The 24,909-nt window shown below is 61.1% G+C and carries 19 protein-coding genes; 9 read left to right on the top strand and 10 right to left on the bottom strand.

Going from position 1 to position 24,909, the window contains the following annotated elements:
- Positions 1-45: 45 nt before the first annotated feature.
- The 4 genes from QZS13_RS07105 to QZS13_RS07090 form a co-directional block, all read right to left on the bottom strand.
- Positions 46-1,242, bottom strand: a complete 1,197-nt coding sequence (locus QZS13_RS07105; protein ID WP_295587350.1) for an ABC transporter substrate-binding protein — start codon at positions 1,240-1,242, stop codon at positions 46-48.
- Between the two features lie 62 nt (positions 1,243-1,304).
- The gene (locus QZS13_RS07100) at positions 1,305-2,426 is read right to left on the bottom strand and encodes an ABC transporter ATP-binding protein (RefSeq protein ID WP_295587348.1); all 1,122 of its coding nucleotides are present in this window, start codon (positions 2,424-2,426) and stop codon (positions 1,305-1,307) included.
- Positions 2,427-2,458: 32 nt separating this feature from the next.
- Positions 2,459-4,300 (bottom strand): iron ABC transporter permease, encoded by a 1,842-nt coding sequence (locus tag QZS13_RS07095; RefSeq protein ID WP_295587346.1) that lies wholly within the window; start codon positions 4,298-4,300, stop codon positions 2,459-2,461.
- A gap of 429 nt (positions 4,301-4,729) precedes the next feature.
- On the bottom strand, positions 4,730-6,604 hold the full coding sequence (locus QZS13_RS07090; RefSeq protein WP_295587344.1) for a M23 family metallopeptidase: 1,875 nt from the start codon (positions 6,602-6,604) through the stop codon (positions 4,730-4,732).
- 314 nt (positions 6,605-6,918) lie between these two features.
- Between QZS13_RS07090 and pta the strand changes: the two genes are divergently transcribed.
- The 4 genes from pta to QZS13_RS07070 all read left to right on the top strand — a co-directional run bounded on the left by pta (position 6,919) and on the right by QZS13_RS07070 (position 11,464).
- Positions 6,919-7,899 carry a phosphate acetyltransferase gene (gene pta, locus QZS13_RS07085; protein ID WP_295587342.1) on the top strand — a complete coding sequence of 327 codons (981 nt, stop codon included), beginning with the start codon at positions 6,919-6,921 and terminating at the stop codon, positions 7,897-7,899.
- A 108-nt stretch (positions 7,900-8,007) separates the two neighbouring features.
- The gene (locus tag QZS13_RS07080) at positions 8,008-9,591 is read left to right on the top strand and encodes an amidohydrolase family protein (RefSeq protein WP_295587340.1); all 1,584 of its coding nucleotides are present in this window, start codon (positions 8,008-8,010) and stop codon (positions 9,589-9,591) included.
- 88 nt (positions 9,592-9,679) lie between these two features.
- Positions 9,680-10,420: a helix-turn-helix transcriptional regulator gene (locus QZS13_RS07075; RefSeq protein WP_295587338.1), complete on the top strand. Its 741-nt coding sequence runs from the start codon at positions 9,680-9,682 to the stop codon at positions 10,418-10,420.
- Positions 10,421-10,561: 141 nt separating this feature from the next.
- A complete protein-coding gene (locus QZS13_RS07070; protein ID WP_295587336.1) occupies positions 10,562-11,464 on the top strand; it encodes a helix-turn-helix domain-containing protein in 903 nt (300 codons plus the stop codon).
- Positions 11,465-11,495: 31 nt separating this feature from the next.
- Here QZS13_RS07070 and QZS13_RS07065 read toward each other — a convergent pair whose 3' ends face one another.
- The 5 genes from QZS13_RS07065 to QZS13_RS07045 all read right to left on the bottom strand — a co-directional run bounded on the left by QZS13_RS07065 (position 11,496) and on the right by QZS13_RS07045 (position 17,288).
- Complete coding sequence (locus QZS13_RS07065; protein WP_295587333.1) at positions 11,496-12,053, bottom strand: class I SAM-dependent methyltransferase; 558 nt, start codon at positions 12,051-12,053, stop codon at positions 11,496-11,498.
- 292 nt (positions 12,054-12,345) lie between these two features.
- A complete protein-coding gene (locus tag QZS13_RS07060) occupies positions 12,346-13,344 on the bottom strand; it encodes a GGGtGRT protein (RefSeq protein WP_295587330.1) in 999 nt (332 codons plus the stop codon).
- 19 nt (positions 13,345-13,363) lie between these two features.
- Positions 13,364-14,056, bottom strand: coding sequence for an iron-sulfur cluster assembly scaffold protein (locus QZS13_RS07055; protein WP_295587328.1), 693 nt, complete (start codon positions 14,054-14,056; stop codon positions 13,364-13,366).
- Positions 14,057-14,277: 221 nt separating this feature from the next.
- Positions 14,278-16,401: a sodium-translocating pyrophosphatase gene (locus QZS13_RS07050; RefSeq protein ID WP_295587326.1), complete on the bottom strand. Its 2,124-nt coding sequence runs from the start codon at positions 16,399-16,401 to the stop codon at positions 14,278-14,280.
- Between the two features lie 281 nt (positions 16,402-16,682).
- Complete coding sequence (locus QZS13_RS07045; protein WP_295587324.1) at positions 16,683-17,288, bottom strand: hypothetical protein; 606 nt, start codon at positions 17,286-17,288, stop codon at positions 16,683-16,685.
- A 727-nt stretch (positions 17,289-18,015) separates the two neighbouring features.
- On the opposite strand from QZS13_RS07045, the gene QZS13_RS07040 reads away from it, so the two are divergent.
- From QZS13_RS07040 to QZS13_RS07020, 5 genes are read left to right on the top strand one after another with little or no spacing between them, the layout of a single operon-like run.
- On the top strand, positions 18,016-18,876 hold the full coding sequence (locus QZS13_RS07040; protein WP_295587321.1) for a metallophosphoesterase: 861 nt from the start codon (positions 18,016-18,018) through the stop codon (positions 18,874-18,876).
- A gap of 10 nt (positions 18,877-18,886) precedes the next feature.
- A complete protein-coding gene (gene mnmG, locus QZS13_RS07035) occupies positions 18,887-20,752 on the top strand; it encodes a tRNA uridine-5-carboxymethylaminomethyl(34) synthesis enzyme MnmG (protein WP_295587319.1) in 1,866 nt (621 codons plus the stop codon).
- Positions 20,753-20,786: 34 nt separating this feature from the next.
- Positions 20,787-21,458, top strand: a complete 672-nt coding sequence (locus QZS13_RS07030; RefSeq protein ID WP_295587317.1) for a cyclase family protein — start codon at positions 20,787-20,789, stop codon at positions 21,456-21,458.
- Positions 21,455-22,789: a Mur ligase family protein gene (locus QZS13_RS07025; protein WP_295587315.1), complete on the top strand. Its 1,335-nt coding sequence runs from the start codon at positions 21,455-21,457 to the stop codon at positions 22,787-22,789. The genes QZS13_RS07030 and QZS13_RS07025 overlap by 4 nt, the downstream gene beginning before the upstream one ends.
- Positions 22,790-22,791: 2 nt before the next feature.
- On the top strand, positions 22,792-23,541 hold the full coding sequence (locus tag QZS13_RS07020) for a hypothetical protein (protein WP_295587313.1): 750 nt from the start codon (positions 22,792-22,794) through the stop codon (positions 23,539-23,541).
- Positions 23,542-23,878: 337 nt separating this feature from the next.
- Here QZS13_RS07020 and QZS13_RS07015 read toward each other — a convergent pair.
- Positions 23,879-24,909 (bottom strand): thiamine pyrophosphate-dependent enzyme (locus QZS13_RS07015; protein WP_295587311.1); only part of this gene is annotated, 1,031 nt, incomplete at its 5' end.

Here is a 24,909-nt window from a genome sequence, read left to right as displayed (position 1 = left end):
TCCGCCCGCCGCTTTGCGCGGTCTTTCAATTTCTGGTTTTACCGGTTAGCCCAGCATCTGCCAGAAGTCACGCACGGTGTTGTAGTTCTCGTAGATCTCGTCGGGATCGAAGGGAGAGACGTTCATCTCGTCGTAGGGGACGGAGCCCTCAGCAGGCTCAATGTCGTCACGCACGGGCCAGCCGCCCAGGGTGTTGAAGGGCTCATAGCCGCTGGTGTCGCCGTCAATGCCGCCCATCATGAAGCGGATCAGCAGCTTGGCGGCAGCAGGATGCTGGCAGCCTTCCACCACATACAGCGTGTTGATGGCAGGGATACCGGTGGTGGGATACAGGTTCACAGGAGCCAGGACCCAGCCGTTATCCTCGTTCTTGCGCAGCTTGGAGGAAGCGCAGAAGCCAACCGGGGGATCGGTCTGGCCGGGAGTGCCGACAGACTCGGCGATCTCGTCAGAAGAGGAGGTGTAGGTAGGCTTGTTGTCATGCAGGCGCTTGAGGAACTCATAGCCGGCGTTGGCGCAGCCGTCAGAGAGCACCAGATCCTCGCCGTAGAGCTCCTTGTAAGCAGCAGCCAGCTGGTCGGGCACATCGCCCACGCAGAAGCCGGTGATCCAGGAGCCCCAGGACAGGTTATCCAGCGGGTTCTGCATCATGATCTTGCCCTGCCACTCGGGCTCGGTCAGCTGCCAGATGTTGGTGATGGGAGAGCCGTCGGGATAGGTCTCGGCATTGTAGAACAGCTGGGTCAGCTCGATGTACAGCGGGGTAGCGGTAGCGGTGTACTGGGGATCGATGTGCGCGAAGATGTCCGCGGGCTGATACAGATAGAACACCTTGTTCTTCACGTACTCATTGTACAAAGAACCGTCCTGGTCCTTGATGTGCACCACGTCAGCCACGTACTGGCCGGCATCATGCTCACGGGTGACCTTTTCCAGCAGCTCGTTGGTGGAAATATCGAAGGGTTCACAGGTCAGCTCGGGATACTTGGCCATGAAGGCCTCGGCCACCTTACCGCAGCGGGAAGAGATGGAGTAGAGGGTCACGGTGCCGCCCTCTTCGATGGCCTGCTGATACAGCTCCTCATCGGTCTCGTCGGTGGCAAAGATGTTGGCTTTCTGCTCCCACTCGGTCAGTTCGGTCTCGCCTTCAGCGGGCTGCTCTTCCTGACTTCCGCAGGCCGTCAGGCCGAAGAGCATGGTCACAGCCATAAAACCGGCCAGCCATTTCTTGTGCTTCAACATAGTTCTTTTCCTCCTTCTGAATTCTTCCTTGTATTTTTGTCGCGGCCTCCGCCGCAAAGAGATCACACGCAGAACTTGATGAGCTTCTCGCTCTTGGCGTCGAACACGTTGGCCTTCTCCGGCCGCAGTCCCAGATACACCTTCTCGTCACCGGCGTAGTGGGTGGAACCCAGCTCCTTGACGGTCAGAACCGCCTCGCCCACCCGGACGTTGACCAGCGTCTCGGAACCGGCGGGCATGCCGGAGTACACATGGCCCTCCACACGATGCTGGTCGTCGGGCGTGCGGCTGATGGTCAGCTGCTCGGGACGGACGCCCAGGATGGTGTCAATCTTGCCGCTCTGGGGAGCGTCCGGCGTCATATCCTTGCGGTCAAACGACATCTGGCCCAGGGGGCTATCCACCGTCATGCCGCCTACGTCCACCGCAGCGGTGCTCTTGACGAAGTTGATGCTGGGGTTGCCGATAAAGTCGGCGGTATAGAGGTTGCAGGGGTTGTTGTACAGCTCCAGGGGCGGGGCCACCTGCACCAGCTCGCCCTTGCGGAACAGGGCGATCTTGGTGGACATGGTCAGAGCCTCTACCTGGTCGTGGGTGACGTAGATGATGGTGGTGCCGGTCTCGTGGTGCAGGCGCTTGATCTCGGAGCGCATATCCACCCGGAGCTTGGCGTCCAGGTTGGAAAGGGGCTCATCGAGCAGCAGCAGCCGCGGCTCGGAGACGATGGCACGGGCGATGGCCACGCGCTGCTGCTGGCCGCCGGAGAGCTCTGTGGGATAGCGCTTGGCGTACTCGCCGATCTGCATGCGCTCCAGGGCACTGGCCACCATGGTCTTGATCTTGTCCGTCGACTCCTTGCGGATCCGCAGGCCAAACGCCACGTTGTCGAACACGGTCATGTGGGGCCACAGGGCGTAGGACTGGAACACCAGGTTCAGATTCCGCTGGGAGGGCGGGGCGAAGTAGGCCTCCGCCGCGTTGACGATTTCCTTGCCGTCCATGTAGATCTTGCCGTTCTGGGGCTTTTCCAGGCCGGAAACCACACGCAGCGTGGTGGTCTTGCCGCAGCCGGAGGGGCCCAGCAGCGTCATGAACTCGCCGTCCTTGATGGTCAGGTTCAGGTCCTTGAGCACGTGGTTCTTGCCGTAAAATTTATCGATATTTTGCAGAATGATCTCACTCATGATCGTTTTCTCCTCTCAGTTGAGTATCCGTGTCAGCCCGCCATGCTCTTGGCCAGGTCGGCGTCACCGAAGATATTGGCCAAGGCATACACCAAGAACACGATGGTAAACATCACAATGGCCACGCAGTTGGACGCCTGGGGCGAGTTGCCGTTTTGATACTGGAATGCCAGATACGGCAGCGTGGACGTGGTCGGCGTCATGATCAGGATAATCAGATCCAGCTCTTTCATGATGGACACGAAGATCAGCATGAAGCCGGAGATAAAGCCGCCCTTGGACAGGGGGAACACGATCTTGATAAATCGCTTGAAGAAGCCCGCGCCTTCAATGGTGGCCGCCTCTTCCAGCTCGCCGCTGATCTGCAGCATGTTGGACGTGCCGGCCCGGGAGGCAAACGGCAGGTGCTTGACCACGGACACCAGCGTCAGCAGCGTAAACGTGCCGTACAAAGAGGGAATCAGCGTCACGCCGAAGAGCGTCTGGGGCTGAGAGAACATGGACAGGTAAATGCCGCCGAATGCCACAGAGGGGATCAGGTACGGAATGAACACCAGCTGCTCCACCAGCTTGCCGTGGAACTTGCCGCGGCCCTTGGCGCAGATATAGCCCAGGATTTGGCCGAAGATGGTGCCGAACACGCCGTTGACCAGCGTCAGCCGGGCGGAGTTGAGCAGTGCCTTGATAAAGTCGTCGTTTTTGAAGATGCCGGGCATGCCCTCCATGATCTTGGGATCCGGGTCACCGATCCAGTAGTGGAGGGTGAAGTTGGAGAGGCTGTAAGTGCCCTCCTTGAGCATGCAGCTTTCCATGATGAGGATCAGGATCGGCATAATGATGCCCACGGCGAAGAACACGAACAAGATCGCCGTAATGACCGGCCGGCCCACCTTGCCCAGTCCGATCAGCGTGGAACGGCCGCCCTTGCCGCCGATGGTGGCGTAGGACTTCCGGGCGCCGATGAGCTTCTGGTTAATGAACACGGCCACGGAGGCAATGCAGATCATGATGATGGCCATGGCGAAAGCCGTCTGGGTGTTCAGGGATTTGCTGTTCATGTACAGCTGGCTGGACAGGGTGTAGTACTGCACCGGAGAGCCCAGGTAATTAATGGTGCCGAAGGTGCCGATGGCCTTGGAGAAGGTCAGGATGACGGCAGACAGCATGGCCGGCAGCACCAGCGGCAGCGTGATGCGCCGCAGGATCATGGCCTTGCCGGCGCCCTGGATCTCACCCATCTCCTCCAGCTCGGAGTTAATGGAGTTCAGCGCCGCGGAAACCAGCAGGTATGTATATGCGTAGTAGTGCAGCGTCAGAACGATAATAATGGCCACGGGGCCGTAGGCCAACCAGTCAGGCACGTTGAAACCCAGAGAGGCCATGAAGCCCGGCGCGCCGCCCAGACGCGCAGTCTTGAACATGGACAGCCATGCCTGGGATTTGCACCAGGAGGGGATCATATAGGGAATGATCACCGCCAGGGAGAAAAACCGCTTGCAGGGCAGATCGGAACGAACCATCAGCCATGCCAGCACGGAGCCCAGGGCGATGGCGCACACAGAAACGCACACGCCGATGGTCAGGGAGTTGATCAGGGGCTTGATGAGCATGGACATGGACAGCTCGCTGGCCAGCAGCCGTTTCCAGTAATAGAAAGTGAACTGTCCGGCCACGGCGTCGCCGCCCACGGCCCGCAGATCCCGCTGCGCCAGCTCGAACGTGCTGGAGATCATGTCCAGCAGCGGCAGCACGATCAGATAAGTCAGCAGCAAAATGGCAATCAGCACAATGACGTTGTAGGGATTGGTGATGACTGCTTTGATCTGGTTTTTCAGACGCTTGCTCTTGGAGTAGTTTTCTTCTTTCGGTCTCATCGCGCGCTCAGTCCCCCTCTTTCCTGTACCTCCGGTACACAGTGCCGGAAGCTTATGCAAACGTTTTCAGGATTCTTGTCTTTACAGTACCATTTTCAGAAAGAAATTGTCAAGGCGTTTTTTGCATTTTCCATATATATGTGCGTTTGGACAAGATATTTTTGTCTGATTTAACAATTTCAAAAAAGTGACTGTTTTTTTGGATTCCTTTCTGCAAAATTTCAGTTACAGCGTTAAATTTATACATTTTCGCGCTATTCATGCGTATTTTTATCAATTTATTACCAGCTTTATCGATTTTCATAGCATCTATACAAAATTTGGTTGCTGGTGTAAACGTTTTCGAAATCGTTTGACTGTCCGCATTCCGGGCGAACACGCAAAAAATCCCCCCGAATCCGAAGATTCGGGGGGATGCGCAGATGGTTTTTACGGCAGGTAGTTCAGCGGGTTCTTGGCCACGCCGTTATACCGCACCTCAAAGTGACAGTGGTTGCCGGTGGAGTTGCCGGTAGAGCCCACCCGGGCAATCTGCTGGCCCTTGTAGACATGCTGGCCAACCGACACCAGCAGGCTGGAGTTATGGCCGTAGTAAGTTACATAGCCGTTTCCATGGTTGATCTGCACCAGGTAGCCGTAGCCGCTCATCCATCCGGCGTACACCACGGTGCCGCCGTCGGCCGCGTAGACCGGCGTGCCCTTGGGGGCAGCAATGTCAATGCCCTTATGATTGGTAGAGCCGATACCGCCGGGAGAGGACCGGCCGCCGAAGTAAGAGGTAATACGACCGGAGGTGGGCCAGCGGAAGGTACCGGTGGGCAGCCAGGTGGGCCGCTCCTTGGTGCCCTGGAGCCGCTGCTCCGTGACGGGCTCTTTCAGCGTGACAGAGGAGAGCACCGTGCGCTCCACTTCCTCACCGTTGACATAGGTGACGTTTGCCACTACGTCTGCAGCGCCGTACTGTCCCTTGGATGTAACCTTGTAGTCGCCCTTGTAGAGGTATGCCGAGTCGGTATATTCAATATCGTACATGACGTCTTCCACATACCGCTCCTGCTGCACCACGGTCATGGTCAGGTAGGGAACGGAGGCGGACAGCGTCAGCACTTCGCCGATCTGCAGCTTGTCAATGTTATAGCCGGGGTTCAGGGCCAGCAACTCCGCAGAGGTCAGGCCGTGGCCGTTGGCGATCTGGGACCAGGTGTCGCCCTTCTTGACCTCATAGGTCACCTCGGCGGACTTGGTGCTGTACAGCATCTCAGCCAGATATCCCAGGTTCATTACCTTGGAGGTCGGGACATACTCCTGCCGGACGTCCACATCCTCGGCAAATTCGCAGGAAATAGTATTTTCATCTGTAGAGGCCGCCTTCAGCTGAGCCAGCAGCTCCTCCAGAGCACCCTCATAGGGCGTGGCGCCAATAAGCTCGCCGTCCACATACAGACAGTAGGCATAGGTCACCAGGCCGATCTCCTCGGACAGATCCTCTTCGTAGGTGCTCTCATCCACCACGTCGCTGCGGGCCATGATCCCGGTGGAGTACTCCAGCAGGGAATCATCAATGGTGTAGTCCTCCCCCAGCGTACTGGCGGTCACCTTTTCCAGATCGGCGCGGGCGTCCTCCGCCGCAGCCCGGGAACTCACCGTGGCAATGGCTTCTCCGTCGTAGATGACCGTGGTGCCCACCGTGTAGGAGGCACACAGCACCACCAGCAAAACCAGCGCACCGCCGGCGCCCAGGAACGCCGCGGGGTGAATTTTCCGTCCGCCCAGCCAGCCGTGGAAGCGGCCGGGCTGATGCATGGCCCGTTTGCGGCGGCCCCAAGTGGCCTCCCGCAGATAGCTGCCCAGCGTGGGCAGCATGTTCCAGCCAAACAGCAAAAACTGCACCGCCGGCCGGTCAGACTCCGGAAAGCGGTGGGCCTTGTTCTCCCGCACAATGTGCCGCCAGCGGCGCCGTGCCCGGCGCAGTTCCTTTCCGGCAGCCCGGCAGCCCCGTGCCACAGGACTCTCGCTGCTGCCATCGGACTCCTGCCAGCGGCGGAACGCACCCTTGATACGCTGCACGAGGCCGGGCTTGGCCTGAGCAGGCTGTTCCTGCACGGGAGCCGCGGTCTCTGCCGCTGCGCGGGGCGCCTCCTGACGGGGCGTTTCCGCCTCCGGCTGCCGGCGCCGGCGGGTGCCGTTCTCCTTTCCGCGCCGGGACAGCGCGGCATTTTCCGTATGCAGTTCTCTTGCCAGCCGCCGGCCGCTGCGGGTGGCCTGGCGGCCTGTGCGGCTGGCGTCCTTTACCTGATTACTCATAAACGCTCCCCAAAAATCACGCTTTTGAAAAAGTTACAATTTGTTACCGTTTCATAATACCTTGTTTTCCTGTATTCGTCAAGCCCTAAATCCGCGAAAAAACGTGCCTTTGTGGGAGGTGTAGTACAAATCTCACTCCACAATGTTCGGCACGGCTTTTGTCAGTTTTGCACATTTACCAGAAGAAAAGGTGAATATTCCGTAAATTTTTGGTGGGCGGAGCGGAAAATATAATTGACCACCGGGTTCAGACGTGTATAATGAAATCGGTATGATCTGCAAACCCCAATTCAGTAACAACTGGAGGAATTGACATGTTTGAGTTTCTGATTAAAAAGCTGAAGGCGCATCCCCGCAAGATCGTCTTCACCGAGGGCACCGATCCCCGTATTCTGGAGGCTTCTGCCCGTCTGCTGTCCGGTACCTTCCTGACCCCCGTGCTGGTGGGCAAGCCCGAAGAGGTGCAGGCTGCCGCTGAGGAAGCTGGCTTCAACATCCGCGGCGCCGAGATCATCGATCCCGACAACTTTGCCGACATGGACAAGATGGTCACCACCATGGTGGAACTGCGCAAGGGCAAGATGACCGAGGACCAGTGCCGTGCCGCCCTGAAGCAGGCCAACTACTTCGGCACCATGCTGGTGAAGATGGGCTATGCGGACGCTCTGCTGGGTGGCGCCACCTACTCCACCGCCGATACCGTCCGTCCCGCGCTGCAGCTGATCAAGACCAAGCCCGGCAGCAAGATCGTCTCTTCCTGCTTCATTCTGGTGCGTCCCTCTGCTACCGGTGACCGTGAGGTCCTGGCCATGGGCGACTGCGCCATCAACATCAAGCCCACCGAGGACGAGCTGGTGGAGATCGCCCTGGAGACCGCCTCTACCGCCAAGGTCTTCGGCATTGACCCCAAGGTTGCCTTCCTGAGCTACTCCACCCTGGGCTCCGGCAAGGGCGAGGACGTGGACAAGATGCGCAACGCCTGCGCCAAGGCCAAGGCGCTGGCTCCCGATCTGGCCATCGATGGCGAGATGCAGTTTGACGCTGCCGTCTCTCCCCGTGTGGCGCACACCAAGTGCCCCGAGTCCAAGGTGGCCGGCCATGCCAACACCTTCATCTTCCCCGACATCAATGCCGGCAACATCGGCTACAAGATCGCCCAGCGTCTGGGCTCCTTTGAGGCTTACGGCCCCATTCTGCAGGGTCTGAACGCCCCCATCAACGACCTCTCCCGCGGCTGCAACGCCCAGGAGGTCTACTCCATGGCTATCATCACCGCCGGTCTGTGCGTGGACTGAGCCATACATCTTAATTGAAAGAAGAGGACGCCCGTGGGCGTCCTCTTTTTTTGTGCCTTGCGTGGGGAAACCGCCGGTGCTACACTGGCGGGGAAAGGAGCGCTTTCCATGTTTGATTACCTGATCCGAAACGCCGCCGTAGCGGATGGCTCCGGCGGGGATGTATATGTTGCTGACGTGGCCCTCTCCGGTGGAACCATCGCCGCCGTGGGGCATCTGGACGACGCACCTGCCCGCCGTACCATCGACGCCGCCGGGCGGACTCTGACCCCCGGCTTCATCGACCTGCACCGCCACGGGGATGCGGCGCTGTTCTCCCCGGACTTCGGCCCGGCGGAGCTTGCCCAGGGCCTGACCACTCTTATCAATGGCAACTGCGGATTGTCTCTCGCGCCGGTGGACGGCCCCCACCGTCAAGCAGTGCTGGACTATCTGAGCCCCATCGTGGGCGAAATGCCGCAAGGTCTCGACTTCCCTACCCTGGCAGACTACCGCGCCCAGGCAGGTAAGTCCCTCCGCCCCCTCCATACGGGCATGCTGGTGGGTATGGGCACCCTGCGGGGCTGCGCGGCAGGCTTTCACCCAGGCCCTCTGACAAACCAGGAGCTTCATACGCTCCATAGACTCCTGGAACGCGCCCTGTCCGACGGAGCTCTGGGCGTTTCCCTGGGTCTTGGGTACGCCCCGGAGTGCTTCTATGACACCGACGGACTGCTGCGGGCCCTCGCCCCTCTGCGTCGGTCCGGCCGGACCATCACCGTTCACATGCGCCAGGAGGGCGACGGAGTCGTAGAGGCCCTGGAGGAGATGCTCACCGTGGCCCGGGCCCTGGAGACCCCGGTGGAGATCAGCCACCTGAAGGCCATCGGCCGGCGCAACTGGCGGCGGGCCGTGCCCAGGATGCTGGATCTGCTCGCCCGGGCCAGGCAGGAGGGCGTGGACATCGCCTGCGACGTCTACCCCTACCCTGCCGGCTCCACCCAGCTCATCCACGTGCTGCCGCCGGAGGTGCAGGCAGGCGGCACCGACGCCCTGACGGCAGCCCTGGGCGACCCGGCCCGCCGGGCGGCCATGCGGCAGCGGATGGAGACGGGCACGGATTTTGAAAACATCTCTTTGCTGGTAGGCTTTGACAATATCCTGGCCACCTCCCTGCACTGCCCGGAGGACCTGCCCCTGGAGGGAAAATCTATTGCCCAGATCGCAGACCTGGAGGGCAAGGACCCCTTTGACGCCCTGTTCGACCTGCTGGAGCGGGAGGCCTGCGGTCCGGCCATGATTGACTTCATCACCCACGAAGAGGACATTGCGGACATCCTCCGTGTCCCCTTCTCCTCCGTCATCTCCGACGCCACCTATCCCACCCAGGGTCTGCCCCATCCCCGGGTGTACGGCACATTTCCCCGGCTGCTGGAGACGTATGTCTGCCGCCGCCATGTGCTGACGCTGCCCCAGGCGGTCCGCAAAATCACCCGGCTCCCTGCCGACCGGCTGGGTCTTTCCAAAAAGGGCCGCATCGAGCCAGGCGCCGACGCGGACCTGTGCCTGTTTTCCCCGGAAAACATCCGGGAAAACGGCACGTTCCAGGACCCCAGGCAGCTATCCTCCGGCATGGACTACGTATTCGTGGGCGGCGTGCTCGCCATCGCAGAGGGGAAATTTACCGGCACACGGAACGGGACCGTGCTGTAAGCAAGGCTTTTTTGCCCCGCAAAGACTCTTTGCGTGACAAATCCCGCCGCCGGACGCTACAATGGAGGCATCAAAGGAGGTGCGGCCCATGAACAACATCGGCAAAAACATCCGCACCCTGCGCATCCGGAAAAAGCTGAGCCAGGACCAGCTGGCGGAAGTCCTCCACGTCACCCGGCAGACGGTCTCCAACTATGAGACGGGCCGCTCCCGGCCGGATGTGGAGATGCTGGCAGCACTTGCCCAGGCGCTGGACGCCGACGTGAAGGAGCTCCTCTGCGCCCCGGCGGACCAGGAGGCCCGTCTCCGGCGGCTGCGCCGTCTGACGGTGAGTACAGTGGCAACGGCGCTGGCCGGCGCGCTGGATGCAGTGGGCTTTCTCTGGGGACGGCACCTGACGGAGGCGGTTTACATTGGGCGGGTCTACTACGCGGCGGTCTATCTCCTCCATCCTCTGTTTACGCTTTTGCTGGGGCGGACACTGGCCCTGGGGCTTCTGGCGCTGTTGCGGACAGACCCCCCGGAGCACCGGTGGACGGTGTGGGCCCGGTGGTGCCTCCTGGCGACCACGGCGCTGTTTCTGGTGGCCACCGCTCCTTTCTTCCTCTATCTGGCAGACGGTGCCTTCCGCTGCCTGCTCTCCCAGGACTTCTCCGCCATCTCCGTGACGCCCACCCGGTTCCTCCTTTTCGTCACCTCCCACCCCCGGGCCCTGGCCTGGGGCAGCGCCCTGTGGGGCGGGGCCCTGGGAATCCTGGGCTTCCCGGCTTACCGGGCGGTCAAACGGACAGAGGCGAAACCCACGGGAAAAAGTGATTCCCCGGAGTAATTCTCCGGGGAATTTCTGCGTTTTGTATTCATTTTCTCCCGCCGCAACTGCCGGTTGCGCCGCCGACAAGCCCGGTTGATGGACATTTCTGTTCCCCTCTGGTATCATGGCACCAGCAAGCAAACAGAGGAGGCGGTAGATATGACACTGGGACAGCGGCTCACACAGCTGCGCGCCGGGATGGGACTGAGCCAGGATGCCCTGGCAGAACAGCTGGGTGTCTCCCGGCAGTCGGTGAGCAAATGGGAGACGGACGCCAGCGTTCCGGAGCTGGATAAGCTGGTGCGGCTGAGCCGGATTTTCGGTGTGACACTGGACGAGCTGGTGAAGGGGACGGCAGACGCCGGAGCTGGCGCGCCGTCCGGCCCGGAGGCCGGCAGCCAGGCCGGAACAACCGGCACAGAAAGCGCACCCTCGGACCACGGTGCCGCGGAAGAGGTGCTCCGGCTCCACAGGCAGAAGCTCATGGGCATCGCGCTGATGGCCGTGGCCCTGCTGGCAACCGCGCTGAACATGGCCCTGGTATTTCTCACGGTGCCGATTTTCGTTGCGGGAGTCCTGTGCCTGGTAGTGCGGCGGCGGCTGGGCCTTGCCATCGGGTGGACCCTCTGGATCTGCGCTCTCTTTGTGACACGATACGCCTCCGCCATTAGCATGTCCAAGTTGCTGAGCCCCGGGTACTGGCAGTATACGTCCCTGGCCGCTCCCCTGCTGGCGCTGGTACAGCTGGCGGTGCTGGTGGGCCTTGCCTGGCGGACCCTGCGCAACCCGCCGGGCCTTGGTGCCTGCTGGGGCATCTGGGCGGGGCTGCTGGCGGCGCTGTGGCTGCCGGTGGTACGGATCTTTTCCATGCCGCTGCTCCAGCCCACTTCTGTCGGTGAGGTGCTGATCAACTTCTTTCCCCTGCTGTTTCCGTATTATTACCGCAACGCCCCTCTGGGGGCCGTACTGTGGTGGTGCTATGTGCTCTCCACCGTGTGGCTGATACGCCGGACATTGCGCCCGGCAAAGCGCGGCGGCAACGGGACCTCTCAGGAATGCTGAAAAAAGCGGCGGCCCGTAGGCCGCCGCCTTTTTATCCCTCTTTCCACACCAGCACCGGCATGGGCGGATCGCCCCGGCGGTTGGACCACCGGCACTCCAGCACGGTATACCGCCGCTGGTCCAGCTGCTCCAGGTGGCGGAGCACCGCGTCCCGCTCCTCGTAGCCGTTCTCGCCGCCATAGTAGAGGGCGACGGCCATAATGCCGCCGGGCCGCAGCGCCGCAAGGGCGGCGTCGATGGCAGCCAGGGAGCTTTCGGCCCGGGTCATGATCTTCGGGTCCCCGCCCGGCAGGCGGCCGAAGTTGAATACCACGCAGTCCACACTCTCCGGTGAGACGTACTGCAAAAGGTTCTCGTGGCTGTCCAGATACACCTCCGCCCGCAAGCCCTCCGATTCCAGCAGGGCATTGGTCTGGGACACGGCCTGGGGCTGGATGTCAAAGGCCAGCACCCGGCCCTCCGGCCCCGCCAGGCGGCAAAGAAGCGCCGTGTCCCGGCCCTTGCCCGCCGTGGCGTCGATACACACAGCGCCTGGGCAGACAGACTGCCGCAGAAATTCGTGGACCAGGCCCAGGGTGTTCAGCTGCATGGCAGGTCCTCCTTTTTCTGTCAGATTTGAAAAAGCCCCCGGGAGTTCCCGGGGGCTTTGTGTTTAATGCAAACGTGCGCTTACTTGAGGCTCTCGGCAACGGCAACAGCAACTGCCACGGTGGCGCCCGTCCCAAATCGGGCTGGGCCCGCTTTGGGAGCCCTTCCGATGGGAGCCAACCGGTCAGGCAAAGCCCGACCGGTTCAAGGTTTCCGGCTGAGCCGGAAACGCTTGGACGCGGCATCCGCCGCGATTATGGTGGCCGCCTGCCTGCGCCTGCGCAAGCACGTTCTTACTTGCGGCTCTCAGCCACAGCCACGGCAACCGCCACGGTGGCGCCCACCATGGGGTTGTTGCCCATGCCCAGGAAGCCCATCATCTCCACGTGAGCGGGGACGGAGGAGGAGCCGGCGAACTGGGCGTCGGAGTGCATACGGCCCATGGTATCGGTCATGCCGTAGCTGGCAGGGCCGGCGGCCATGTTGTCCGGGTGCAGCGTACGGCCGGTGCCGCCGCCGGAGGCCACGGAGAAGTACTTCTTGCCCTGCTCGATGCACTCTTTCTTATAGGTGCCGGCCACAGGATGCTGGAAGCGGGTGGGGTTGGTGGAGTTTCCGGTGATGGACACATCCACGCCCTCATGGTGCATGATGGCCACGCCCTCGCGGACATCGTCAGCACCATAGCAGCGGACGTCGGCCCGCTCGCCCTCGGAGTAACGGATCTCCCGGACGATCTTCAGCTCGCTGGTATAGTAGTCAAACTTGGTCTGGACGTAGGTAAAGCCGTTGATACGGGAGATAATCTGGGCAGCGTCCTTGCCCAGGCCGTTGAGGATGACCCGCAGGGGTTCCTTCCGGGCCTTGTTGGCGTTGCGGACGATGCCAATGGCGCCCTCAGCGGCCGCAAAAGACTCGTGACCGGCCAGGAAGGCAAAGCACTTGGTCTCATCCCGCAGCAGCATGGCACCCAGGTTGCCGTGGCCCAGGCCCACCTTCCGGTCCTCGGCAACAGAGCCGGGGATGCAGAAGGCCTGCAGGCCCTCGCCGATGGCCTCGGCGGCCTCAGCGGCGGTGGCCACGTTCTTCTTCAGAGCGATGGCGGCGCCCACGCAGTACGCCCAGGCGGCGTTCTCGAAGCAGATGGGCTGAATGCCCTTGACGATCTCATAGGGGTCGAAGCCGGCGGCCTTGCAGATGTCGCGGCACTCCTCCACGCTGGAAATTCCGTACTGAGACAGGACGGAATTGATCTTGTCGATTCTTCTTTCGTAGCTTTCAAACAGAGCCATTGGTCAATTCCTCCTTTTCTTATTCCTGACGGGGATCGATATACTTGACCGCAGCGTCAAACTGGCCGTAGTGGCCCTTGGCCTTCTCCATGGCCTCGTTTGCGTCGGTGCCCTTCTTGATGGCGTCCATCATCTTGCCCAGGTTGATGAATTCATATCCGATAATCTCATCGTCCTTGTTCAGCGCGATGCGGGTGACATAGCCCTCGGCCATTTCCAGATAACGGGGGCCCTTGGCCTTGGAGGCGAACATGGTGCCCACCTGGCTCCGAAGGCCCTTGCCCAGGTCCTCCAAGGAGGCACCGATGGGCAGGCCGCCCTCGGAGAACGCGGTCTGGGTGCGGCCGTAGACGATCTGCAAAAACAGCTCCCGCATGGCGGTGTTGATGGCGTCACACACCAGATCGGTGTTCAGGGCCTCCAGGATGGTCTTGCCCACCAGGATCTCAGAGGCCATGGCGGCGGAGTGTGTCATGCCGGAGCAGCCCAGGGTCTCCACCAGGGCCTCCTCGATGATGCCGTCCTTGACGTTGAGGGTCAGCTTGCAGGCGCCCTGCTGGGGGGCGCACCAGCCCACGCCGTGGGTCAGGCCGGAGATGTCCTTGATTTCCTTGGCCTGCACCCATTTGCCCTCTTCGGGGATGGGCGCCGGGCCATGGTACGCGCCCTTGGCGACGGGGCACATATTCTGCACTTCGGTGGAATAGATCATGTTCGTGCGTTCCTTTCCTTTAATTGTATTTTTCGGAATTTCACTTATTTCAGGAACTTCCGGGGGTTTTCCGCCCATTATTATATCGGTAAACGATTACCCTGTCAAGCAAAGAGGCGGTTTCGTTTCTCCCCCGAACAGGCCAAATTTTGCCCTGATTTCCTGTAAGAAATGACAAAAAAGCCGCTCTCCCGTGTAGGAGAGCGGCTTTTGTTTTCCGCTTACAGGAAGTTCATCAGGTTGAAGGCCAGGATGAGGCCGGAGAACACGATGGACACGGTGGAACAGAGCTTGATGAGGATGTTCAAAGACGGGCCGGAGGTGTCCTTGAAGGGATCGCCCACCGTATCGCCCACAACAGCAGCCTTGTGGCACTCGGAGCCCTTGCCGCCGTGATGGCCGCCCTCGATATACTTCTTGGCGTTATCCCAGGCACCGCCGGCGTTGGACATAAACACAGCCATGGCAAAGCCCGTGACAGACACGCCGCCCAGCAGTCCCACCACGCCGGTGGGTCCCAGGATCAAACCGGTGACCAGCGGCACGATGATGGCCAGCAGGGCCGGGGCAACCATCTCATGGAGCGCGCCCTTGGTGCACAGGGCCACGCAGGAGGCATAATCCGGGTCTGCCTTGTACTCCATGATGCCGGCGATCTCCCGGAACTGACGGCGGACCTCCACCACGATGGACTGGGCCGCCTTCTGCACGGCGCTCATGGTAAAGGCAGAGAACACGAAGGTCAGCATGGCGCCGATGAACATGCCCACCAGCACCGTGGGGCTGGTGAGGGTGAAGTTCAGCGTCTCCGTGGTGTTCTCCTGGACGATGTTGACGTAGCTCACCAGCAGTGCCAGGGCAGTCAGGGAGGCGGAGCCGATGGCAAAGCCCTTGCCGGTGGCGGCAGTGGTATTGCCCAGAGAGTCCAGGGCGTCCGTCCGCTCCCGGACAGTCTCGGGCAGGCCGCTCATCTCGGCGATACCGCCGGCGTTATCGGCCACAGGTCCATAGGCGTCGGTAGCCAGGGTGATGCCCAGGGTGGACAACATGCCCACGCCGGCGATGCCGATGCCGTAGAGGCCCTGGTTGAACGCCGCCGTGAAGGCGCCGGCATCATCCACAATGACGGTGGAGCCGCCGGCGGCAAAGTAGCTCACCAGCACGGCCACCGCCACGATGAGGATGGAGGTCATGGTGGACTTAAGGCCCAGAGAGATGCCGCCGATGATGATGGTGGCGGAGCCGGTCTCGGAGGCGGCCGCCAGCTCCTGGGTGGGCTTATAGGTATCGGAGGTGTAGTACTCGGTGAAGTAGCCGATGGCGCAGCCGCCGATCAAGCCGCAGAGGATGGCCACATACACGCCCATGTGTCCGTCCAGAATCACATAGGTCAGAGGCGCCGCCAGAATGGCCGCCAGAATGGCCGCCGTGTAGGTGCCGGTCCGCAGGCTCTTGAGCAAAGACTCCTGGCTGGCATCCTCCTTGGTCTTTACCAGGAAGGAGCCGATGATGGAGCAGACGATGCCGGTGACGGCCAGGGCCACAGGCAGCAGCAGTCCGCCCCAGCCGTATCCGCCCACGGCGCCCAGGGCAAAGGTGGCAAGGATGGAGCCCACATAGGACTCATACAGATCGGCACCCATGCCGGCCACGTCGCCTACGTTGTCGCCCACGTTATCTGCGATGGTGGCGGGGTTGCGGGGGTCATCCTCAGGGATGCCGGCCTCCACCTTGCCCACCAGGTCCGCGCCCACGTCGGCGGCCTTGGTGTAGATGCCGCCGCCCACACGGGCAAACAAAGCCATAAAGGAGGCGCCCATGCCGTTCATGACCATCACATTGCCCAGGGCAACGGGGTCATCCATACCGAAGACATAGCGCAGCAGGAAAAACCAGATGGTGATGTCCAGCATGCCCAGGCCCACCACGGTGAAGCCCATGACGGAACCGGAGGAAAATGCCACCCGCAGCCCCTTGTTCAGACTCTCAGAGGCCGCCTGAGCCGTGCGGGCGTTGGAATTGGTGGCGATCTTCATGCCGATGAAGCCCGCCAGCATCGACCAGATACCGCCGGTCAAAAACGCGAAGGGGGTGAACTTGGAGAGCATCTGCCCGCCGGAGGCAAAGGCGATGACCACCAAAATCACGAACACCACCACAAACACCTTCGCTACTGTGGTGTACTGGTGCTTGAGGTAGGCGTTTGCTCCCTCACGGATGGATGCGGCAATTTTTTGCATCTTTTCCGTGCCTTCGGAATAAGACATGACCTTGCCCCGCTGTATCCATGCAAAGGCCAGTGCCAGAACCGCGCCGACGAAACCGATCCAGAACAGGTTATCCATGCTTCTTCCACTCCTTATTGCTTTGTGTTTTACAGGGTTCTACCATTTTAACACACACGGCCGTTTTTTCAAGTAATTGTTTGGCAATTTTTTACGCAAACGCTGTAAATCTTTTTTTCTCCTTTTCTGCGTGTTTTTTTCGTTGGAAACTTTTTTCCCGCTTTTTCTCTGTTTTTCCTGAATTTGCGTTGATTTTGCCCTGTTTGTCTGAAACAAAAAAGCGCCCGCCCGGGAACTGTCCCGAAAGCGGGCTGCCGCGTCTTTCTCCGCGCTCCGGGCGCTCAGTAAAGCAGCTGAAACTGGGTAAATACCCACCGTTCATCCACCAGCTGGTAGGGGAACGACCAATACTCCACACCGGTGACGGTCTCCGTGTCCTGATCCAGCAGGTCCACCGCCGCATTGACCGTATAGCTCGTGTCGCCGGTCTGCTCGACCCGCAGCTCCACATCTCCCCGCAGGGGGTCCCTAGCACGGCTGACCGGGCGCACATACAGCGCCCCGTCAATATCCCGGTACAGGGGAACGTCCCCACCTGTGGTCAGCAGCTGTTCCGCCAGTTCCTGAGAAAAGCTGCTCCGCAGGTAAATCCGCAGGTCCTCCAGCGTCTCCAGCCCTTCGGACCGGACGGGATAGTAGACGCTGCCGTCCACACTGAGCCCCTCACTGCCGCAGGGCAGTGTGGAGAGCTGAAACCACCCATAAATGGTTACCGCCCGGTCATAGGCGGAGAGCACCTCCTCTTCTGTCAGAGGACGCATCTCCTCCTGGGTGCGGGAGGCGGACAGCTCCCCCTGCTCCTGCGCCTCCTCCCGGGCGGAGCAGCCGGCGGCCAGCATCAGTACCGCCAGCATCAGAAAAAGCGCCGGAATCCTTTTCGGCCGCATTACCCTCTCCTCCTTCGCCCTCCGGCTTGTGCCGGTGCAGGCGCTGCGTTTTCTCTTTGATCTTCTACATATGTATCCTAACATGGCCCGCAGAAAAAATCCACGGATTTTTCCATATTTTATGACATTTTTTTGGAAAAAGCAGCAAAAAAGCGCCTACCGCGACAGCGGCAGACGTTGCTTACCCACGATGCGGCGGTATGCCGGGACAAAATGCCCCTGCATCCCGTACAATGTCCGGAAAAAGAAAAAGCCCACGCCCTCTCCGGCGTGGTTTCCTTCCTCTTATGTCCGCATTTACCGATCGCTCTTGCACCAATCGGAATCAACGAAGATCAAATCGTCCACGTCGCCCAGTGCGATATTGCAACGCATCATACACATCCCTCCTCTCTCAGTTTCTGTACACAGTATAACAGGGTGTGCGTGTTTGCGCAAGTGGTTTTCTACTTATTTCACAAAAAATTAACATATTATTTGTCCAAAACACACATACTCATCAGGTGCTCTTTTGGGGCCGTGTTTGCCCTGTAAACCGCCGTTCCGGCGCTTTTCAAGCACTCCATGGGATTTTTCCGCTCTTTTCCAGACTTCTTTGTATAATTTTTCTCTCGCCACAGCAATAGCCCTTATGCTATAATGTGAGATACATGGCGCAAGCCGTGGAGTTTGGTCTTTTCACACACTTTCTGTGTTTTTTACATTGGCGGCTGAGGAGGCCGCATTTATGACAAAAAAAAGGCGTCTGCGCCGTCCTTTCCGGGTGGCACGGCTGTTTATCGCGGTCATTTTTGTGGCCGTTTTTCTCTGGTGGAGCAACACCTCCCTGGTGGTCACCCGGTTTGATCTTCCCTTTCCCGACCTTCCGCCGGGCTTTGACGGCTGCCGGGTGGTCGTGCTCAGCGACCTGCACTCGGCCCAGTTCGGGAAGGACAACAAAACGCTTCTGGAAACGGTGGCCAATCAGTCGCCGGAGTACATCTTTCTGGTGGGCGATCTTCTGGATCAATACCGTCCCCTGCCCGAGGGATATGCCGCAGCCATTGCATCGGGTCTGAGCGCCATTGCGCCCACATACTATGTCACCGGCAACCACGAGTGGGCCCTGGGCAGCGTCCCGGCTTTGAAAGAGACCCTCACCGCCAACGGCGTCACGGTTCTCACCAACCGGGCCGTGGAGCTGGAGCGCTGCGGGGACCGTATCGTCCTGGCCGGCATCGACGATCCCAACGGCTACGCGGACCAGAAGTCTCCCGAGGCTCTGGCCGGTGAGATCTCCGAACGGTGGGGGGACCCGTTCTGGGTCCTGCTGGCCCACCGGAACGACCGATTTTCCCGTCAGTACAGTCTACTGGGCGCAGATCTGGTGGTCTCTGGACACGCCCACGGCGGCATCATCCGCCTGCCCTTTACCGACGGGCTGCTCTCCCATGATCTGAAGCTGTTTCCCTCCTACACGGCGGGGGTATACCACGAAAACGGATCCACGCTGTTTGTCACCCGGGGACTGGGCAACTCCGGGCCGTCCTTCCGGCTGTTCAACCGGCCGGAGATCGCAGTTTTGACCCTGCAAACCGGCCCGCAATGAGGTTAACCGTATGAGCGAATTTCCCGCAGGACAATTTGATATTGCCGTCATCGGTGCCGGACACGCCGGTATCGAGGCAGCTCTGGCCGCCGCCCGGATCGGCCTTGAAACCATCGTGTTCACCATCAATCTGGATGCCGTGGGCAACATGCCCTGCAATCCCGCCATCGGCGGTACCGGCAAGGGCCATTTGGTCCGGGAGCTGGACGCTCTGGGGGGCGAGATGGCCCGGGCCGCGGACGCGTGCTGCATCCAGTACCGCCTTTTGAACAAGGGCAAGGGCCCTGCCGTGTGGAGCCTGCGGGCCCAGGCGGACCGGCGGAAATACCAGGCATACATGAAGCACACCCTGGAGCGCCAGCCCCATCTGACCGTCCGGCAGGGCGAGGTGGTGGATATCCGTACGGAAAACGGCGCCGTCAGTGCCGTGGTGCTCTCCACCGGCGCGGTGTTCTCCGTGAAAGCCGTGATTCTGGCCACCGGTACCTATCTTGCCGGCCGCACCATTATTGGTGCGTGCGTGGAGTCCTCCGGGCCCGATGGCATGCACGCCGCACTGCGCCTGACCGACGCTCTGGTACGGCTGGGCCTGCCTCTGCGCCGGTTCAAGACCGGCACGCCGCCGCGGGTCCATGCCGCCACCGTGGACTTTGACGAGATGGAACTCCAGCCGGGCGACGATTTGCCCGTTCCCTTTTCCTACTCCACCACGGTCCCGCCGGAAAACAAGGCCGTGTGTTACCTGACCTGGACCACGGAGGAAACCAAGCGCATTGTGGAGGAAAACCTGGACAAGGCCCCCATGTACTCGGGCCTGATCGAGGGCGTTGGTCCCCGGTACTGCCCCTCCTTTGAGACAAAGATCGTCCGCTTTCCGGACAAGCAGCGCCACCAGCTCTTTGTGGAGCCCATGGGCCTGGACACGGAGGAGCTCTACATCCAGGGTTTTTCCTCCTCCATGCCCGAAGAAATCCAGGTGCAGATGCTCCACAGCGTACCGGGACTGCGCCGGGCCGTCATGACCCGCCCCGCCTACGCCATTGAGTATGACTGCATTGACCCGCTGGCCCTCTCCCCCACGCTGGAGGTGAAATCCGTGCCCGGCCTTTACGGCGCCGGACAGTTCAACGGCTCCTCCGGCTACGAGGAGGCCGCCGTACAGGGCTTTGTAGCCGGCGTCAACGCCGCCCGGAAGCTCCGCGGCCTCTCTCCCTTCCTTCTCTCCCGGTCGGAGAGCTACATCGGCACCCTCATTGACGATCTGGTGACCAAGGGCACCAACGAACCTTACCGCATCATGACCTCCCGCAGCGAGTACCGGCTGCTGCTGCGCCAGGACAACGCCGACCTGCGCCTTTGCCGCCGGGGCTGGGAGATCGGACTGGTGTCCGACCAGCGTCTTGCCCAGGTGGAGAAAAAGCGTGACGCCGTGGCCGCGGAGATCCGCCGCCTGACTCATACGGGCGCGCCCCCCTCCCCCGCGCTGTCCGCCCTGCTGGCCCGGAAGGGTACCGCGGACGTATCCGACGGCGCGTCGCTTTTGTCCCTGCTGCGGCGGCCTCAGCTGGCCTATGCCGACCTGGCCCCCTTTGACCCTGACCGGCCGTCTCTGCCGGCGGACGTAGCCGAGCAGGTGGAGATCAGCGTGAAATACGAGGGATACATCCGCCGCCAGCAAAAGCAGGTGGAGGATTTTCAGAAAATGGAATCCCACAAGCTGCCCCCCGATTTGGATTACAGCGCCATCCAGGGCCTCCGGCTGGAGGCCAGGGAGAAGCTGGGTGCTGTACGGCCGCTGGACCTGGGACAGGCCTCCCGGATCAGCGGCGTCTCCCCCGCGGATATTGCTGCATTGATGATCTACCTGGAGCACTAACAGACCGATACTGATTCAATAGGAAGGATTGCCCATGATTATCGACCTGACACACACCATCTCGCCGGAGACCTTTGTCTACCCCGGCACCCCCCGCCCCGCATTTTCCTCCACCCGCACCCTGACCCATGACGGCGCCCGGGAGACGCTGCTGCAGATCGGCTCTCACACCGGCACCCACATGGATGCCCCCCGCCACATCCTGCCCGACGGCTGCGGGCTGGATCAGCTGCCCCCCTCTCAGTTCTGCGGCCGGGCCGCTGTCATCGACGTGAGCCACTTTGCCCCCGGCTCCTGCATCACCGCCGAGTTCCTCCGCTCCCAGAACGGATATCTCCGCTCCGCAGACTACGCCCTGCTCTACACCGGCTGGGAAAAGAAGTGGGGCACGGAGGCATTCTTGTCCGAGGCTTTCCCCATTCTGGATGAGGAGGCCGCCCGGTATCTGGTCTCCTGCGGCCTCAAGGGCGTGGGTACCGACGCCATCAGCGTGGACTCCCTGGCCAGCGATGTGTATCCGGCCCACCACGTGCTGCTCAGCGGCGGCCTGGTGATTGTGGAGAACCTGTGCCTGAAAAAGCTTCTGGGCCGGACAGATGTGATGTTCTTCGCCCTGCCCCTCAAGTACGCCGGTGCCGACGGTGCTCCCGTCCGTGCCATTGCAGAATTCCGTGACTTCCCCGAAAAGGAGATGAACGAGGAATGAGGCGGTTTCTCGCCATTCTGGTATGCAAGCTGGGCCACGCGGTGGGCTCCCTCATCGGCAAGGGCAGCTCTCTGCCCGGCAAGTACGCCCTGAAGATCTGCCCGGATATTCTGCGGCAGGTGCAGCTGCCTGACCACATCGTGGCCGTCACCGGCAGCAACGGCAAGACCTCCACCGTGGAAATGATCGCCGCCATTCTCCGCTCCGGCGGCAAGACCGTGGTTTACAACGAGGAGGGCTCCAACCAGATTGAGGGCGTCACCACTACGGTCCTCACCCACGCCACCCTGGGCGGCCGGGTGAAGGCCGATGTGCTGCTCATCGAGTCCGATGAGCGCTATGCCGCCCACAGCTTCCGCTATTTCCACCCCACCCACTTTGTGGTTACCAATCTCTACCGGGATCAGCTGACCCGCAACGGCCACCCCGAGTGGGTGTACGAGGCTCTGCTGCCGGCCATGCATCCGGAGACGGAGCTGATCCTCAACGCGGATGACCCCCTGTCCAGCTGCTTTGCCCAGGGGCACGAGAAGGTGAAGTGGTTCGGTCTGGACCGCTGCTCCATCTCCACGGACGCACCCACCGGTGTCTATCACGACGGGGCCTACTGCCCGCTGTGCCACGCACCCATGGAATATGACTACGTCCACTACAACCACATCGGCGCCTACCGGTGCACCGGCTGCGGCCACCGCAAGCCCGCCACCGACTATACCGCCACCGCCCTGGATCTGGATGCCGGCCGGCTGACCATCGACGGCTCCATCACCATCCAGCTGGCCTTCCGCAGCATCTACAACGTCTATAACATTCTGGCCGCCTACGCCGCCTGCCGGGAGATCGGCATCGCTGCCGATACCGCCGCCGGCGTCATCAACAATTACATCCTGCGCAACGGCCGGATGCAGAAGTTCACTCTGGGCAGTCATCGGGGCGTGCTGCTGACCAGCAAGCACGAAAACTCCATCGCCTACGACACGAACCTGCGCTACATTGCCGCCACCAAGGCCCCCTGTTCCGTGCTGGTGATCGTGGACGCAGTGAGCCGCAAGTACTTCACCAGCGAGACCAGCTGGCTGTGGGACATCGACTTCAATCTTCTGGCCAAGGGACCGGTACAGCGGATCATCCTCTCCGGACGGTATGCCAATGATCTGGCGGAGCGGTTCTCCTTTACCGGTATCCCCACCGAAATCTGGTCCGTCCAGCCGGATATCTCTGCCGCGGTGGAGCAGCTCCAGGCCGACGGCAGTGAGGACCTGTACGTGGTCACCTGCTTCTCCGACCGGGACAAGCTGCTGAATCTGCCCGCCGTGAAAAAGGAGGCGTGAGCATGGAACTGAAGATCCTGCATATCTACCCTGATCTCATGAGCCTGTACGGCAGCTATGCCAATCTCTCCGTGCTGGGGCGGTACCTGGAAGCTCTGGGACACACTGTGACGGTGGAAACACTTCTTCCTGCCGAAACGCCCGCGTCCCTGACGGACTACGATTTCGTATTCCTGGGCGCCGGCACCGAGCGGGCCGCTGACTTTGCGCTGGAGCAGATGCGTCCCTGGGGCGACGCGCTCTGCAAGGCAGCGGCGGACGGTCTGCCCATGCTCTTTGCCGGAACCGCCATGGAGCTTTTGGGCAAGTCCATTACCGCTGCCGACGGCCGTGAAACGGCCGGTCTCGGGCTGGCTGAATTTGTCTCCCAGCGGCAGGCCCGGCGCATTGTAGGCGATGTGTTCGGCCCTACGGAGCTCTTTGACGAGGTCATTGTGGGCTTTATGAACAAGTGCACCCTGATCCGGGGCGTGGACACTCCCCTGCTCACCCGGTGCGACATGGGCTTCGGCAACGAGGCCCAGGGCGGTGCCGAGGGCTACCACAAAAACAACGTGTTTGCCTCTGAGCTTACCGGCCCCCTGCTGGTGAAAAATCCCCGTCTGCTGGACAAGGTGGCCGAGGCCATCTGTCTTCGTCGGGGCCTGTCTCTGCCGGAGGAAAAGCCCGTATTCCCCTATGCCCAGGCAGGCTATGCCATTACCGCCGAACAGCTGCGGCTGCGGCTGGAAAAGGAGAAGTCCGGCAAGTGATCCTTCTTATGAAAAAAAGAGGAAGCCTTTTGGCTTCCTCTTTTTTGCTGTAAGCACCGCCGCAGGTGCCGCTTTGGGATTCTCTTCCACGGCACGGACAGTCTGCCGCCCTGCGTTGCGGTCCCCTCCCCGCGGGGCGGGGCTTTTCCCCACTTTGTGGAAAACCGCTCCACAAGGCGGCTCTATTTGCGGTTCTTTTTTCCTCCAAGGCAGGCTGCATCTTCCACGGGCATCCTCTTCCTCCCACCTCCGGGGCAAGTTCTCCACATTCCCCCACCAAATGTGAAAAAAAGCGCTGCGGGAAAATCCCGCAGCGCTTTTTTGTTTTGAGAGGGAATTAGTCGGCGTACATGGTCTTGAGCTTGAGCAGGTGCTCGTAGCGATCCATGGCAGCCTTCTCGTTGCGCTGGAACAGCTCGTTGGCGCGGTCGGGGAACTCGCGGGTCAGACGGCTGTACCGGGCCTCGTTCATCAGGAACTCCTGATAGCCGCCAGCGGGCTCCTTGGAATCCAGGGTGAACTTGGCGCCCTCGGCAGCGGGGTTGAACCGGAACAGGTTCCAGTAACCGCACTCGACGGCCTTCTTCATTTCCTTCTGGCAGTTCATCATGCCGCCCTTGATGGAGTGCATCTCGCAGGGAGCATAGCCAATGACCAGAGAGGGACCGTGATAAGCCTCGGCCTCCTTGATGGCCTTCAGGGTCTGAGCGGGGTTGGCGCCCATGGCAACCTGAGCCACATAGATGTAGCCATAGCTCATGGCGATCTCAGCCAGAGACTTCTTCTTCATCTCCTTGCCGGCCGCGGCGAACTGCGCCACCTGACCGATGTTGGAGGCCTTGGAAGCCTGTCCGCCGGTGTTGGAGTAGACCTCGGTATCGAACACGAAGATGTTCACATCGTTGCCGGAGGCCAGGACGTGGTCCACGCCGCCGAAGCCGATGTCGTAGGCCCAGCCGTCGCCGCCGAAGATCCACATGGACTTCTTGCTCAGGTATTCCTTGTCAGCCAGGATCTCCTTGCTGTACTGGCAGTCGGCATCGGCTTCCAGCAGAGGCAGCAGCTCCGCGATAGCGGCCTTGTTGTCCTCATAGTTATCCATGGTGGCCAGGTACTTCTCGCAGGCAGCCTTCTTGGCCTCGTTGGTGGTCACGCCGGCCAGCTCGCGGATCTTGTCCGCCAGACGGCTGCGGGTGGCCTGCTGGCCCAGATACATGCCCAGGCCGTGCTCGGCGTTATCCTCGAACAGGGAGTTGGACCAGGCAGGGCCGTGGCCTTCCTTGTTGGTGCAGTAGGGAGAAGTAGCCGCAGGACCGCCCCAGATGGAGGAGCAGCCGGTGGCGTTGGAGATGTACATATGATCGCCGA

The organism is uncultured Oscillibacter sp. (genome assembly GCF_900546705.1).
Lineage (GTDB): Bacteria > Bacillota > Clostridia > Oscillospirales > Oscillospiraceae > Oscillibacter.
The sequence above is the reverse complement of the archived record's forward strand: the minus strand, read 5'-3'. Positions and strand labels throughout refer to the sequence as shown.